The sequence below is a fragment of the Natronorubrum bangense genome, from assembly GCF_004799645.1.
Taxonomy (GTDB): Archaea; Halobacteriota; Halobacteria; order Halobacteriales; family Natrialbaceae; genus Natronorubrum; species Natronorubrum bangense.
Map to the genome: position 1 here is coordinate 78611 of NZ_CP031307.1, position 14791 is coordinate 93401.

General features: G+C 60.3%; 12 protein-coding genes. 7 read left to right on the forward strand and 5 right to left on the reverse strand.

Annotation, left to right across the window (positions count from 1 at the left end; all coding sequences use genetic code 11):
* Positions 1-69 precede the first annotated feature (69 nt).
* Positions 70-1053, forward strand: coding sequence for a glycosyltransferase (locus tag DV706_RS19700; RefSeq protein ID WP_006067295.1), 984 nt, complete (start codon positions 70-72; stop codon positions 1051-1053).
* 233 nt (positions 1054-1286) lie between these two features.
* On the opposite strand, the gene DV706_RS19705 is transcribed toward DV706_RS19700, so the two are convergent.
* From DV706_RS19705 to DV706_RS19725, 5 genes are all read right to left on the reverse strand, one after another.
* Positions 1287-2552, reverse strand: a complete 1266-nt coding sequence (locus DV706_RS19705; RefSeq protein ID WP_006067293.1) for an RNA-guided endonuclease InsQ/TnpB family protein — start codon at positions 2550-2552, stop codon at positions 1287-1289.
* A 163-nt stretch (positions 2553-2715) separates the two neighbouring features.
* Positions 2716-3681: an NAD-dependent epimerase/dehydratase family protein gene (locus tag DV706_RS19710; protein WP_006067292.1), complete on the reverse strand. Its 966-nt coding sequence runs from the start codon at positions 3679-3681 to the stop codon at positions 2716-2718.
* Positions 3678-4613, reverse strand: a complete 936-nt coding sequence (locus DV706_RS19715) for a DUF362 domain-containing protein (RefSeq protein ID WP_136351001.1) — start codon at positions 4611-4613, stop codon at positions 3678-3680. Before DV706_RS19715 ends, DV706_RS19710 begins: the two co-directional genes overlap by 4 nt.
* The gene (locus tag DV706_RS19720; RefSeq protein ID WP_006067289.1) at positions 4610-5713 is read right to left on the reverse strand and encodes a Gfo/Idh/MocA family protein; all 1104 of its coding nucleotides are present in this window, start codon (positions 5711-5713) and stop codon (positions 4610-4612) included. Before DV706_RS19720 ends, DV706_RS19715 begins: the two co-directional genes overlap by 4 nt.
* A 187-nt stretch (positions 5714-5900) precedes the next feature.
* Positions 5901-6854 (reverse strand): polysaccharide deacetylase family protein, encoded by a 954-nt coding sequence (locus DV706_RS19725; RefSeq protein WP_049889937.1) that lies wholly within the window; start codon positions 6852-6854, stop codon positions 5901-5903.
* 288 nt (positions 6855-7142) lie between these two features.
* Between DV706_RS19725 and DV706_RS19730 the strand changes: the two genes are divergently transcribed.
* The 6 genes from DV706_RS19730 to DV706_RS19750 all read left to right on the forward strand — a co-directional run bounded on the left by DV706_RS19730 (position 7143) and on the right by DV706_RS19750 (position 14416).
* Positions 7143-8735, forward strand: coding sequence for an alkaline phosphatase family protein (locus tag DV706_RS19730; protein ID WP_049889933.1), 1593 nt, complete (start codon positions 7143-7145; stop codon positions 8733-8735).
* 1244 nt (positions 8736-9979) lie between these two features.
* Positions 9980-11047, forward strand: a complete 1068-nt coding sequence (gene wecB / locus DV706_RS19735; protein WP_006067286.1) for a non-hydrolyzing UDP-N-acetylglucosamine 2-epimerase — start codon at positions 9980-9982, stop codon at positions 11045-11047.
* A 67-nt stretch (positions 11048-11114) separates the two neighbouring features.
* On the forward strand, positions 11115-11744 hold the full coding sequence (locus DV706_RS19740; RefSeq protein WP_006067285.1) for a metal-dependent hydrolase: 630 nt from the start codon (positions 11115-11117) through the stop codon (positions 11742-11744).
* Between the two features lie 130 nt (positions 11745-11874).
* Positions 11875-12036, forward strand: coding sequence for a hypothetical protein (locus DV706_RS21575; RefSeq protein ID WP_161569823.1), 162 nt, complete (start codon positions 11875-11877; stop codon positions 12034-12036).
* Between the two features lie 71 nt (positions 12037-12107).
* Positions 12108-13115, forward strand: a complete 1008-nt coding sequence (locus DV706_RS19745; protein WP_049889936.1) for a polysaccharide deacetylase family protein — start codon at positions 12108-12110, stop codon at positions 13113-13115.
* Positions 13112-14416, forward strand: coding sequence for a PGF-pre-PGF domain-containing protein (locus DV706_RS19750; RefSeq protein ID WP_006067283.1), 1305 nt, complete (start codon positions 13112-13114; stop codon positions 14414-14416). Before DV706_RS19745 ends, DV706_RS19750 begins: the two co-directional genes overlap by 4 nt.
* Positions 14417-14791 lie beyond the last annotated feature (375 nt).

The following is a 14791-nucleotide window of genomic DNA, read 5'->3' on the forward strand; positions in this document are numbered from 1 at the left end:
GACTGCGGTGCCAGCGGCGTGCAGCACGGATAACAAAACGGTTCCGTCCCGTCTCTCCGGCAGTTCGAGATGCACGTCCTCACACTCACGACGCACGCCGACGCTCCATTCATGACACAGCAGATGGCCGCTCTCGAGGATCGAGGCGTCTCGTTTTCGACGCTGTCGGTGGCTGGCGAGGTCGATGCCGAGACTGCACGCAGTCCGGCCGATTATCTCCGCACCGTCCCGTCGGTCATCAGCGAGGCAGGCAACGGGTACGATCTGATCCACGCCCACTACGGGCTGACGGCACCGATGGCAGTCGCACAGCGTCAGACGCCAGTCGTGTTGTCGCTGTGGGGATCAGACGTTCACGGCCCCGTCAAACCGATCAGCACCGCGTGTGCGCCGCTGTGTGACGAGGTGATCGTCATGTCCGAAGGGATGCGAACGGAGCTGGGACAGGACTGCCAGGTGATCCCCGACGGCGTCGACCTCGAGCGATTCCAGCCGAAACCGCAGGATCGCGCCCGCGAGGCCGTCGGCTGGGACGATGTCGGCGACGCCTTCCAGGTGCTCTTTCCGTACCCACCCGAACGGACGGTCAAGAATCACCCACGAGCCGAGCGGATCGTCACTGTGGTCGATAACTTACTCGAGCGACCGGTCGAGCTCCGGACGGTCCACGGCGTCGACCACGACGCCGTCTCGGACTACATGAACGCTGCAGACGCGCTGCTGTTGACCTCCGACAGCGAGGGCTCGCCGAACTCGGTGAAAGAAGCGCTCGCCTGTAATCTACCCGTGGTCGCCACCGACGTCGGCGACGTCAGCGAGCGGCTGGCCGGTGTCGAGCCGTCGCGAATCGCAACCAGCGACGAGGAACTGATCGACGGGCTGATCGACGTCCTCCAACGTGAGGAGCGCTCGAACGGCCGGGAGGTTGTCCGCGAGGTCAGTATCGAACGAACCACGGAGCAGTTGCTCGAGGTCTACGAACGGGTTGCGGATGCGGGACGACCGAAACGGGTGACGGCTGCTGTTGACGCAGTCATGCAGCGACATCGCTGACGTAGAATCAGCGTGCAGTGTCACGGCCCTCGGTTGGAGCGCGGTGGCGGAGAGACACCACCCGTTCAAACGTTGCTGACGAAAACACGCTTTCGTCTCCCTTCCTCACACCAGACCCCACCACCGTGTCCAGTGTGTCTACTGTCTCCAAAATCACCCTGTACTCCCACCCCAGTATGTCCAGTGTCTTCCAGTGAACCACCTCGGGGTCGAGCCCCGAGGCTTCCCGTGGGTTACTCGGACACTCCCACACGACCATCGGCCTGATAACCTCGAACGGTCGGGTGGGTCACGGTCGGCTGGTTCACACAGCCCGATGCCTGCCGTCGCAGTTTCCGAACAGTCGGCAACGTGTTGAGAGCAGGCACATTTCGATTCAACGATGCCAATCCTTTCTTCGCAATATTTACTGCCGCGTTCCGGTCAGCATGGTCTTGCCGACCACACGCGTTACACTTGAACCGTTTCTTCCGACGATTCGACCGAGCCGTATGCTCACACCCAGTAAAAGAACACATCTGACTGGTGTAAGCCGGGTCGATGTCATCGCTTGGAATCCCTTCGAACGCCGCTTTGTACGCGACGAACGAACGGAGCTTGTGAAACGGTAGTGAGTGCAACCGACGATTCATCCGAGTGCCGTAATCAATCGAGTCTCGCATATGCTTGAGGTCTTCAAACACAACGAGCGGCGACTCGAATTCTTGAACCCACTCCACGATTCGTCGGGAGACTTGGTGGAGTTTGTCGTGAACGTAGCTTTCTTCCTTGTCCTCGAACACGCGGTCGAACGCTGTCTGGCCAGCGTTTTGCATCCGCTTCCGCATCGTGAAGTACCGATGACGCTCTTGCTTGATTTCAGGGTAGTCGATGACCACCGAATCAACGAAGTCGTCTTCACGAAGTGCGGCGAGTGCTACGCAGTCCTCGTTGATGTCCACACCAACGACGGTCTGAGCGTCCGTTTCGTCCTGAACAGTGGCTTCGAGGTGAGTAACGTTGACGTGGAGTTCGTGGTTGCCGTTGCGCTTCATCGCTTCGGCGGTTCCTACTTGCCATTCGTCACTTTCGAGGGCTTGTTCGAGGAGTTCGAGGTTGTCTGGTGCGCCACGAAGTGTGCCTTTCACGGGGTTGTACGGTTTGGCACTGATTCGGTAGTGTATCCTGTCGTCTTTGAGGGTGAGGTTGTATCCTTCGGTGAAGTTCATTCGCAACGGGTATGGCCCGGTCTTTTCGTGACTGGGTGTGTTGTAGTCGTCGCGGTCGTAAGACTGCTGAAGTGCTTCGAGTGCTTTGGCGACGATACGTTGCGTCGTGTTCTTCACAAGGTCAGCTTCGTCTTCAAGACGTGGTGAGATGTCGTCCCAGTCCGCCCCGTCTTTCGCTAATTGGATGGTCTGGTTGAACACCCATCGCGCTTCGTGGTACGCTTCGGAAAGAAGTCGCTCATCACCGGATTGGAGTTGGAAGACAAGTGTCTTCGTGAGCGACTTTTCCATACTGTTTTCGACGGACTACGGTGTTGTAAAGGTATGGATTAGAGTTGATAGGTCAGGCGTTGCCGGCTTCACCCTCGGGGTCAAGCCCCGAGGCACTCGCCTTGAACCGCCTGTAGAGCGGGGTATCAAGCTCTCAACGAATTCATGAAAATAAACTGAACAGCTAGTGTTCTGACCGATACCAGTCAATCGTCTCGGGGAGATGGTCCTCGAGTGGCTGGTACTCGTACCCAAGTTCTTCGCTGGCTTTCCTCGAGGAGTAAAACAGCCGCTGGGTCGCAAGCTGGGCCATCTGTCGGTCGAAAGGAAACATCCGGACGCCAGCGACGGAACTCGCGGCTTCGGCAACTGGCCCGGCAGCGTGGATCGCCGTCGCCGGAACGCGGATTCGGGCCGGCGAGCCGTCGACGGCGTTGGCGATCCGTGAGACGGCCTGATTGTAGGTGAGGTTCTCGCCGCCAAGGATGTAGTGCTCGCCGTTCGTGCCGTGTTCGGCAGCCGCGAGCAGGCCATCGACGACGTCCGAGACACCGACGATGCTCAGTCCACCAGGGAGATAGGCAGGCATCGTTGGCTCGAGTCCCATCGACAGCAGTTGGGCGGTAAAGGCCTCGTCACCGGGGCCGAAGATCGACGTCGGGTGAACGGTGACGGCGTCGCAGTCGGCCTCGGCGTACTGGTCGACCAATTGCTCCGCCTGTGCTTTCGAACGCTGGTAGGCCCCAACAGGGGTCGCGACGTCCGTTTCGTCCGCGACCATCACATCGTCTGGCGGACGGCGTGTTCCAGCCGTGCTCGTAAAGACGAGCCGTCCGGCCCCGCGGTCGCGACAGGCCTCGATGACGTTCCGAGTCCCGTCGACGTTGACCCGTTCGACCGTCTCGGGGCTGGCGTTCCAGAGACTGACGCCAGCGAGGTGGAAGACCACGTCGACACCGTCGACCAGCGATCGAAGCGTCTCGTCATCGAACAGATCGCCGACGTGCCAGTCGACGCCCTCGAGGTCGCCACGATCCGACGTCGGCCGACTGAGGCCGCGAACGTTCCACCCGTCCTCGAGCAAGCGCTCACAGAGCCGCGAGCCGAGAAAGCCCGTCGCGCCGGTGACGGCTGCAGTGTGGCCGGTCATCGGCGTTGCTCCAGCTGTGGTGGGACGGCGTCACCGGCCACCGCCGCGTACAGTCGGTAGGCAGTCGAGACAGCTGGATGGGTGTCATCCGGCGGTGGCAACTCGCCATCAGAGAGCCGGCGTCGAAGCGACGTGAGATCGGCGGGGTCACCCGTCACGCTTTCGACGGTGATCGAAGAATCGTCGTCACCGGCTGTCTGTCTGCACACCGGATCTGTCTCGGGCGAGCGACCGAACAGCGATGCGGCGAGGGCATCGATCTGGGGTGTCGGTCCCGCAAACAGTGTGTCAGCCGCGATCGGATCGCCGCCGTAGGCGGTCGTCGCATCAAGCAGGGTGAACGCGGGCTCGATGGCTCGTGTTGCACCAACAGCCGTCTGATCGGCATCTGCAACGCTCGTGACGAGTCTCCCAAGCGTTCGCATCCCGCCCGCGACGGAACCGTCACGGGTGGGACGGAGCGTCGGGACGGCGATCACAGTGCTCTCGAGGAGTCGCTCCGGGACAGACACCGAGAGCTGCTGGTCTGCAACCGAGACGACGCGGTCCCGCCGGGGCTCGTCGGCGAGGTCGACGAGTTCGACACCGAACCGCTCGAGGACGGACGGATAGCCAAGATAGCTGGCAGCGCGATCGAACGCGATGTTGTCGTCGGTCGCCCCGGCGACGGTGATGTCGGCCCCGGTTTGAGCCTGCAACACGGCTGCGGCCGAGCCGACGACGGCGGGGTCGGTAACGATCCCTGTTGACGGATGGAACGGATAGTGGGCGTCGGGGGCGAGCGTGATTCGGTCGGCGGCCGGAAGCGAGTCAGCGTACGGCTCGAGGACGGATCGAACCGGCGACTCGAGTGTCGCCAGCCGTCGGTCCATATCGGTCGTCCACCCGCCCCGTCGCTCGGGGAGGTCGACGGTGGCGGCGCGAACGGTCACAGCGTCACCTCCGGCGCCTCGAGCGTGTCGCCCTCGGCCGCTGCAGCCAGTTCGTAGGCGGTCTCGGCGAGTTCGATCGTTCGCCGGCCGTCGGCACCATCGACCGGTGGCGTCTCGCCCTCACGAACGGCGTCACAGAAGTCAGCCAGCGCGTCGTAATGGGCCTGCAGGTAGAACGTCGGGCCGAAGACGTCCGGCTCGCTGCCAGTAAAGCGGCTCGCAACGTTCGAAAGCGCGGACGTCGCCGCACTCGCATAGAAGTTCTCGGGCAGATGGTCTTGATTGCTGATCGTGCCCGTAATTCCCTCGAGCCGTAATCGCGTATTGACTTCCGGAAGCTGTTCCCACTGGTAGGTCCCACAGTGGAGCGTGATCGTCGTTCCCGTCTCCGGAGCCTGGAGCAACACCGTCGCAGCGTCTTCGGCAGGAATATTCAGACTCTGACCCATCGCCGCGTCCCGAACCTCGAGGTCGCCAAAGAGCCACTCGAGGACGTCGAAACAGTGGACACCGAGTTCGACCAGCGAGCCGCCGCCAGCAGCATCGGGATCAAGCGGCCACTCCGGCGGCGCGTCGTCTGCGGGTGGCCGACCGAGTGGATGGTCGTTGAGCCGCGTAATAGAGGCGTAGGGGACGTGGCCAACAGTGCCATCATCGTAGTCAGCCTTGACGCCCGCCATGTCAGGCTGGTAGCGAAGCGTGTGGTCGACGCCGACGGCGATACCCGCCTCGCGAGCCGTCTCGAGCATCTCGTCGGCTTCGTCAGTCGAGCGGGCAAGCGGTTTCTCTACGAAAACGTCGACACCAGCCTCGGCGGCACGCTCGACAGCGTCAGCGTGGAGAAACGGAGGCAACGCGACCACTGCCGCATCGAGATCCTCTGCATCGAGCAGCGTCGTGTAATCGTCGTACGTTCGGGCCACACCAGCGCGTTCGGCCCGGTCACGATTCGCCGGGAGCGCATCAGCAGCCGCGACGACGTCGACGTCCGGCATCGCAACTGCCGATTTCAGGTGTACCATGCCGATATTTCCGACACCGAGTACGCCAATCGAGAGCGCACTCGAGTCGGTCCATCGGCCGAGAAGTGTTGGTGGCATCTGCTCCAGACCGGACCGGGAGCGGGCTTTGTTATCGCTTTCATATCCACAGGTGTAGCACGTCCCTTCGTACGTTTGCTGTGTGGCCTGCTCCCATACGGTCCAGCAGACCGAAAGACAGCGTCTGGACTCTCCGATCGGTCAAGCAACGCCCGTGTGCCGAAACCGACGGTATCAGGGGCGAAAATCAGTTCCAGCTCGCTTTCGCCTGCGTGTCGACACGGGTCGGTGTTCCATCGATCCCACGTGAGTGCCGAACCCGTTGTGCCACATCAGCCATCGTTTCGACCGTCAGGTCAGATTCCGATCGACGACGGTCGAGATACGAGAGGATCGCCCGCATGCGCTGGTCATCCCGTTCGGTCGTCAGGTTGTTCGGATGCAGCCACATGTGGAACGTCTCGTCACTGGTCGCGGCCTCATCGATGCCGCGGCGAGCCAGCGCAACCATCGGATCCGTCCAGATCGACTCCGCAATGCTCCGGGCTGAGCCCTCGAAGCCAAAGAGAAACAGCGACGCTGGCACGTTCACGAGTCCGTGTTCATCGATATAGGGCTCGACCAGCAACGAACGATCACGAACCATCGAGTCGAACACGGCACGGACACCTTCCCGGTTTGGCGTCCAGCCCCGGTACGCGGAGACACCGTACTCCGCGAGGACATCCCGGTGACCAACCTCGTTTCGCGGGTAAATGAACGACTCGAACGAACACCCCCACTCCTCAGCAATCGCCGTGCTGCACTCGAGTTCGGCAACAGCCAGTTCTCGATCCGTCTCGGGATGGCCAAAGAGGACGTGAGAGAACGTATGGCTCGCGAACTCGTGGTCAACGTCGGATTCGAGGAGATCGCTGACGAGGTCGGGACCGAAACGAAGATCTTCGCGGTCCTGCCACTCGCCGCGTTCGCGTTCGAACCAGCCCTCAGGGGCTGGATGGTCGGCATGTCTGCCGTCACAGGAATCGAGCATGAGGTGGCCAACGACGGCCCACGTCGCCGGAATGTCGAACTCCTCGAGCAACTCGAGCATCGCGTTCCAGCCGCGTCGACCGGATTCAACCCGCTCAGTCGGTGGGTCCACGAGGTCGTGAAACCCCCAGCCAAGCTCAGCATCGAGTGACAGAACGACGCTACCCACGGCGTCCACCACCAGCGGACAGCCATCGCATGTGGCTCATAGATCGATGCTATCCAAGGGACGGTTTTGTTATGGGTTACCTTTCTGTACTGATAGCTTCTGTAACGGCCTCTGTAGCCCGACAGTACGACCGACAGGGACCGTCGTACACTATATCGTGAATTTCGGCAGTAGATCGACTAAATCGGCGACTCACCGGCCCACAGGGTCGTGAAATCTCCCCATAACAAAGCGGTCATCTCATCATCTGCAGGACAGCGGACGTCTCTGACGTCTCAATAACCAATCATGAGCAGGTCCTCTTCGACAGCCGAGCGAGCGTTTGTGCTCGGATTCGACGGCGTACCGTGGAGACTCATCGAACAATGGAGCGAGGAGGGTGAACTCCCGAACTTCGCTCGAATGCGCGACGAGGGCGCATCCGGAACCCTCGAGAGCACCCAGCCCGCAACGACGCCACTGGCATGGCCCTCGATCGCGACGGGTGTCTGGCCGGATAAGCATGGCTGTTATGGCTTCCAGAACCTCTCGTCGGGGTACTCCCACGAGATGTACACGAGTCACGATATCAAGCAGCCGACGCTCTGGGAGCAGGTCACGCCCGCCCACGTCGGCAACGTCCCGATGACGTATCCAGCCCAGGAGATCGACGGCACGATGGTAACGGGAATGATGACACCGTCGACTGAGAAGGAGTACACCCATCCCCCCGAACTCAAGTCCGCAATCAAGTCACAAATCCCCAACTACGAGATCAGCCTCGATTATCCCGACTACGCCGATCGTCTCGACGAGTTCGAACTGGCCGTCGACGACATGCTCGCGAATCGCCGCAAACTCATGCAGCTCCAGATGGACGAAGCAGGCGACGACTGGGGGCTGTTCTTTTTCGTTTACACCGCTCCCGACCGATTCCAGCATCTCATCTGGGACAAAGACCGAATCCTCAACCACTACAAGCAACTCGATAAGATCCTGGGCGAGGTGATGGAGTATACGGATCGTCACGATGCCGACCTCTACGTCGTCTCCGACCATGGATTCGGCCCGATCGAGGAGTTAGTGTACGTCAACCACTATCTCGAGCGGGAGGGGTATCTGTTCAGGGAAGAAGACGATGGCACCCGCGGCGCACTCGCGAGCCTGGGCATCTCGCGGGATCGGATCACGGACGCACTCGATCGAATTGGGATCTCCGAAGAGATGATCGTCTCGACGCTCCCTCGAGCGCTCGTCGATAGCGTCGCCGAACAGATTCCGGGCGATCATGCGCTGTACGACGTCGACTACGATCGTACCGTCGCGTTCGTCCACGGTGCTGGCTGTTGTTATATCAACGATACAGAACGGTTTGACAGTGGTGTCGTCGATCCAAGCCAGATTCCAGCGATCAAAGACGAACTGACAGACCTGTTCGAATCGGTTACCGACGACGACGGCCAGCCGATGCTCGACGTCTTCGACGGCGACGAACTGTTTCCCACTGACGATGGGTCGCCGGATTTGGTCGTCAACGGCCACGGCGTCTACGAGGCACGCAACGCACTCACCGGCGAGCCAACCGGCGAAACTGGGACGTACGCTGCAAGCCACCTCAAGGAGGGAATCGTGCTCTGCCGTGGGCCATCAATCGACGCCAACGCAGTGCTTCGGGGTGCACGCGTCGTCGACATCGCTCCGACCCTGCTCCACGGCATCGGCGAACCGGTTCCGAAAAACGCCGACGGGCGGGTGCTGTTCGACGCTTTCGACGAAGACAGCACGCCTGCAGGAACCAAGGTCAAACGAACCGGTGTGTCGCAGACGGATCACGACGAGGAGGTCGACGACGACTTCACCGACGTCGAGGACCGACTGAAGGGACTCGGCTACATGGAATAAGGGCCAGCTGAAATGGTCTGAAACAGCGCGACAGTGTCCGATCGTTCTGTGGACGTCGATGACGACTCCGATTACGTCGAAGTACATCGCTGTGGCGGCAGTACGGTGTTGGTGAACGCTGTATCCTCACCCTACTCGCTCACTCCGCTTCGCACCCTCTTTTTCAGCGAAACAGTTTGGCGGACACCGATGACAAGTTGTACGTCTGCGATACTGGCAGCTGAAACGACTGAGACCTATCGCACGGCGTCGGTTCGATGCGGTGTGCAGTGACACACAGCGAGCGCGTCGACGGCACAGCATCGACCGACGGGTAATCGGTCCCCTCCAGATGTAACTGTGCCTATAATTAAACATCCGGATGATGTCCGGTTTTCATACGTATGCTGAGCCGCCGAACGTGCTCACCCATCTCGGATGCACGAAAACGGCGTTTTCGAGCATACGACCCACGAGATGAGGCCAATGAAACGATACAAGACCCTGTTTGGCATCGCAAGCGCAGCGGTTGGTGTCCTTGCGCTTATCGGCTCCACCGTCTCCTCGTCACCCACGCACAGACGTTCCGACCGGTCCGAACCCCCCACGACTGTGTCTATTGAGCGTGATGATAACGTATCAACGGCGAGGACATGGGCTCGACAGACGCGTCGACTCGGTTCGAGACCGAAACGGTATCTCGACCCGATATTCCGCGCTCCATGAACAGTAGCCTGCGTCTTGATTTTTATAGCAGTGCTCTGTGAGCGACCCTACCCTACTCGCTCACGGCTTGCGCCGTTCGCTCCGTGAGAGTAGAGCGTCCTGCTTCCACGACGCGCTTTGCAGAGACAGATCCCCGTAGAACCGAGTCCAAGAGAGCAGAGAGGCGATCGCCAGCCCAACTACGGAGAAGTCAGGGAGACTACGCTGCCCGTAGAAGGGAGACGTTGTTCCAGCATTCGCGGACAACAGTTTGATCAGTTGCAGAATTATCAGTCTGCTACTCTCTATCCGGAGACGGAGTTTCCGTTATACGATTATTTACTAATAGCGTGTCTGTAGCGGGCTTAGACGGTCAAATAGCGCATGGATCGAAGTCACAGTCACAACACCCGTTCGCTCGGACACAGCCGGCAAAGACGCCGCTCTACCCCGAGGGCGGCATCCAACAAGGAACGCGAGAACAAGCCATACAGGACGTCGACAGATGAGAAACTCACTACCGAAACAGAGGCCGAACGATCGAATGAGGTGGCAAGCTGATGGACGTCCTGTCGGTCGTCGGTGCCAGACCACAGTTCGTCAAGGCTGCCGCCGTCTCACAGCAACTCCAAGACGACCACGAAGAGATCATGGTCCATACCGGCCAGCACTACGATGCCGAACTCTCCGAGGTGTTTTTCGACGAACTCGCCCTTCCAGAGCCTGATTTCCATCTCGGAATCGGCTCTGACACCCACGCCCGACAGACCGCGGCAATGATGACCGAGTTAGAACAGATCGTCGACGACGAGTCGCCAGATGTCGTGCTCGTCTACGGGGATACCAACTCAACGCTCGCGGGCGCGCTCGTGGCAGCAAAGTCGTCACCGACGCTTGCCCACGTCGAAGCAGGGTTACGATCACACGATTGGTCAATGCCCGAAGAAGTCAATCGACGGATTACTGACCACTGCTCGGACCTCCTCTTTGCGCCAGGTAGCCACGCAAAGGACACCCTCGAGCAGGAAGGGATTACCGAGGGTGTGTTCATCTCGGGAGACGTTATGTACGATACGCTCTTGCAGATTCGAGACGAGCTCTGTGAGAGCGAGTTCGACGAGTTCACCGTTCCCGACGAGTACGTGCTTGCGACAGTCCACCGCGCCAAGAATACGGACACCCGAGATCGGCTTGCAGCGATCATCGACGCGTTCGAACAGCTCAGCGTTCCAGTCATTTTCCCCGCACATCCGCGGACGGTTGCCGCACTGAACGAGTACGGACTTTGGGAACGGGCAACAGCCGCAACCCGCATTATCGACCCCGTCAACTACGGGCAGTTCATCAAACTCGTGGAAGGGGCCGCCTGCGTCGCAACGGACTCCGGTGGCGTTCAGAAAGAGGCGTTCTATCTGGATACGCCCTGCGTGACCCTCCGCGAAACGACGGAGTGGATCGAGACGATCGACGCAGGATGGAACACACTCGTTGGCGCAGAGAGAGAACAGATCGTCGACGCCGTTCGTGCCGCCGCCGATCCGCCGGCAAAACCCGACCTCTATGGGAGTGGAAACGCAGCGGTTCGGATCGTGAGTCAGCTCGAACGACAGGTTGACTGCGCTGACTGACCGCTCTCGAGGAAGGCAGCAGTTACTCCGCCTATAACTAACCCGTCAACGCAGCTTTCTTCGCCCGATGTGGCCATGGGAGCATGCGATCGTCGGCTATCTCGCCTACTCACTGTTCAGTCGGCTCTATTACCGAGAGCCGCCGACTGCCCTTGCGGCGTTTGCAGCCGTCTTCGCCTCGGTCCTCCCAGATCTCATCGATAAACCGCTCGCCTGGGAGTTCGGCGTGTTCCAGACGGGGTATGCGCTCGGGCATTCGATCTTCTTTGCGGTCCCGCTTGCGATCGTGGTCGGGCTTCTGGCTCGGTCGGTCGGTCGGACACCAACAGGGGTTGCGTTCGGTCTCGGCTACCTGCTTCACCTCCCATCGGACGTGCTCGATGGCTATCTCCGGGGCGGACAAATAAACATCGAGTTGATGCTCTGGCCAGTCGAAACGGTCGGAACAAACGACCACAGTCACGGATTTCTCAACGAGTTCACGCGGCTGTTTAGCCGGTACCAGCAGGACCTGCTGGCGGGCGAGCTATCGACGTATATGTGGCTCCAACTCGGTCTCGCGATGGTCGCAGCCCTCGTCTGGCTTGCAGACGGTGCCCCCGTGCTTCGGGACTGTGTGCTGGCCGGCAAACGGCTCATCATCGGGGCGCTCCCGAGTCGTGATCAGTCTGAACGGCGCTCTGAGCGACGAGAGTAGCGTTCGAGACGGACTCGAGGCACACTGTTCGATGAGCTGAAACAGCCACCAGTCCGCAGTTATGGACATCCAATAAATCCATAATGTCGTCGTTTACTATCGTATTCGTTCCAGTGATACTGAAGATGTAATGAGTGACACGATTCGGATCGATCGGCTCTCAAGAGCTGCCCGACGGAATCCGTCGGAACCGGCCGCGGGGTCGCGGCAACGAGACGTGGTGTCGAACGACCCCGCTGTCGGCGGCGTCGCATTCGATACGACCGGGACCGACCGGTGGGTGAGCGAATGAGCAGCGAGGCGGACCGCTCGAGTTGGCACCCCGACTCGAGCCCAGTAATCGACGGCCGTGGGCGAAACGTGATGCCGCCATCCGAGGACGAGAGTTCGGATCTACAGCTCTCACGCGTCGACGCGCTCCCCGGAGACGCCGAGTTCGGGCTGTGTCTGACTCACGACGTTGATCGGCCGTACAAGGGACTCCGGTCGCTGTACTACGCAACCCAGGAACGACCCGAGTACCACCTCCGGACGGCGCTCTCCTCGTCGAACCCGTACTGGCAGTTCGGCGAGATCATGCAACTCGAGGCAGAACTGGGCGTCCGCTCCGCGTTTTACTTTCTGAACGAACAGCACTTACTAACCGACCGCCCAGCCAGCGACTGGCTGTCGCCGTCGAACTGGGTACAACACCTCGGTCGATACGATATCACTGCCAATGAGATCGCCAGCGTCATCAAAGCACTCGATGCCGGCGGCTGGGAGGTCGGGCTCCACGGCTCCTATCACTCGCCAGACGATCCAGACCGGCTGCGCGAGGAGAAACATGCCCTCGAGAACGTGCTCGGCAGGCCCGTCACCGGTGGTCGACAGCACCACCTTCGGCTCACCGTCCCCGACACGTGGCGCCACCATCGCGAGATCGGTCTCGACTACGACACGAGTCTCGGCTCGACAACAGAGTGTGGCTTCCACGGCAGCTACCGCCCACTCCGACCGTTCGACGACGAATTTCTCGTCTTCCCACTGACGATCATGGACCAGGCGCTTCCGGATCCAGGAACGAGTTTCGAGGAAGCCCGCCGGACCTGTGAACAGTTGCTGACGGAAGCCGCGGAAAACGACGCCGTCATGACCGTTCTCTGGCATCCACGCTATTTCAACGAACAGGAGTTCCCCGGCCACCGCAAACTCTATCGCTGGCTGGTCCACCGAGCCCAGGAGCTCGGTGCATGGGTCGGCTCACCTGGTGCGTTCTGTAAAGAACTCGAGTGTGAAGCTGAGCAAGGACTACACGCGCAGACGACAGAACGCTCGATCGACAGAACACCGGAGACAGTTCACACGGAAAGTGTTGGAGGGCAACAATGAACACGAACTCACTGGCTGCTGTCGCCGTCGCGTTACTCCTCGTCCTCAGCGGTGTCGGCGGTTTCGTGCAGCTTTCTGGCGCAAATACAGCTGCGACGGCGAGCACACCAACTGACAGCTACGTCGTCGAGCAGGGCGAATCCTGTTACCCAATTGAACCGCTGTCGACCAACGGCACGGTCGAGTCGTTCTACGACTACCGAAACCACGAAACACATCCAGAGGACGTGGATCGAATGTACAGCTCCTACGGGACCGAACACCTCCAGGAAGACGATACGAGTCTCCTCTTCTTGCACGAAGGGACCGACGGACTGAGCCTCGTCATGGTCCACGATCAGGTCGATGGCGATACCGAGGGCGGCGCCGTTACGTTCGATATTGCTGGCCTGCCATCCGAGGCAGAATGGGTCGTCCAGGACGACCTCTACGACGGTGAAACGAACATGGCAACATGGGATAGCGGCGACGGCTGGGCCTCCGCGTCCTGGATCTGGAGCGAGGCCAGAACCGATGGCGGTGCAATTCAGGGCGGCCTCAACGACGAGTTCGCGGTGACGATTCAGCCAGCGTTCAACGAGGAGGCAGAGCACTACGATAACGAGGACCTGTACGATCCCGAGTTCCACGGCGACGGTGTGATCGAAGACTGGGAAGTGCTCTCCGGCAATGCTGACGATCCCGACCGCACAGAGCTTCCATCGCTCGAGGAGCCAGTAACGATCCGGACCGGGACGTGTGACACACCATCGGTCTCGTACGACCGAACTGACGACGGAACGACCGCGAACATCCAGGGTGCGTCGGCCGATGACCGAATCGCGCTGCAGCCGACAGCTGGAACCGATGCTAACGTCACGTTCGAAACGGTCGAACTGGCCGGCGTCGAGGACAGTGGGTCGATTACGTTCGAAGACCGACAGCCCGACGGCTTGCCAGACGCACCCGATGATGTCGAATCGCTATCATATCTGACGATGACTGGCGAGTCCACACAGGACGCTTCGGCGACGATCACGTTCAGCGTTGAAGCAGAGTACCTCGAGCAGCAGGGACTCAGTCCCGAAGACATCACACTCTACGAGGCAGACGATGGAGACTGGGTCGAATCCGAGACCGCAGTAACTGGTGAATCGGGGTCGACATATCAGTTCACTGCTGAGGTGTCTTCGCTCGAGGGGGTAACTGTCACCCAACAACCGGCGTCTGAGTCGGCGATCCCCGGCTTCGAAGCCGGAATCGCCGCTGCGGTGATCGCGCTGCTTGCTGCCCTGTGGGCAGTTCGGGGCCGCGATCGGTAAGCCATAGTAGCCACTGAAAGTCAATGCACATCTGATCGCACGACAGCTGTGCGATCAGTATGTAAATCGGTTCAGTTGGTACTATAGCAGCGTCGTGTCTGGAGACGCAGTTTTTCGTTCATTGTGAAGTCGGTCTGGAACGCTCGCTCGAGAGACGGGGCGACCGACTCAGCGTCGCTCTGAGACGCAATCGGGAGACACTGCGAGGACGCCCTGTCAGCAGTTTGTCGCCGTATTCGGGATGGAGACGAGATGAACGCCTCGAATATCTCGCTCGCGTCGACATCGAGGCAAGGCAAAAACCAGTCACCGAACTCGGCGCAGACCCGCGTCAGGCTGACCACAGTCGTCGGTGTTCACTCACGCGGACTACTG

What these genes read in the sequence shown, in the direction of transcription:
- DV706_RS19750 (WP_006067283.1), top strand. Translation starts at nt 13,112, where the DNA reads ATGAACACGAACTCACTGGCTGCTGTCGCCGTCGCGTTACTCCTCGTC.
- DV706_RS19730 (WP_049889933.1), top strand. Translation starts at nt 7,143, where the DNA reads ATGAGCAGGTCCTCTTCGACAGCCGAGCGAGCGTTTGTGCTCGGATTC.
- DV706_RS19745 (WP_049889936.1), top strand. Translation starts at nt 12,108, where the DNA reads ATGCCGCCATCCGAGGACGAGAGTTCGGATCTACAGCTCTCACGCGTC.
- DV706_RS19720 (WP_006067289.1), bottom strand. Translation starts at nt 5,713, where the DNA reads ATGCCACCAACACTTCTCGGCCGATGGACCGACTCGAGTGCGCTCTCG.
- DV706_RS21575 (WP_161569823.1), top strand. Translation starts at nt 11,875, where the DNA reads ATGAGTGACACGATTCGGATCGATCGGCTCTCAAGAGCTGCCCGACGG.
- DV706_RS19705 (WP_006067293.1), bottom strand. Translation starts at nt 2,552, where the DNA reads ATGGAAAAGTCGCTCACGAAGACACTTGTCTTCCAACTCCAATCCGGT.
- DV706_RS19710 (WP_006067292.1), bottom strand. Translation starts at nt 3,681, where the DNA reads ATGACCGGCCACACTGCAGCCGTCACCGGCGCGACGGGCTTTCTCGGC.
- DV706_RS19700 (WP_006067295.1), top strand. Translation starts at nt 70, where the DNA reads ATGCACGTCCTCACACTCACGACGCACGCCGACGCTCCATTCATGACA.
- DV706_RS19740 (WP_006067285.1), top strand. Translation starts at nt 11,115, where the DNA reads ATGTGGCCATGGGAGCATGCGATCGTCGGCTATCTCGCCTACTCACTG.
- wecB (WP_006067286.1), top strand. Translation starts at nt 9,980, where the DNA reads ATGGACGTCCTGTCGGTCGTCGGTGCCAGACCACAGTTCGTCAAGGCT.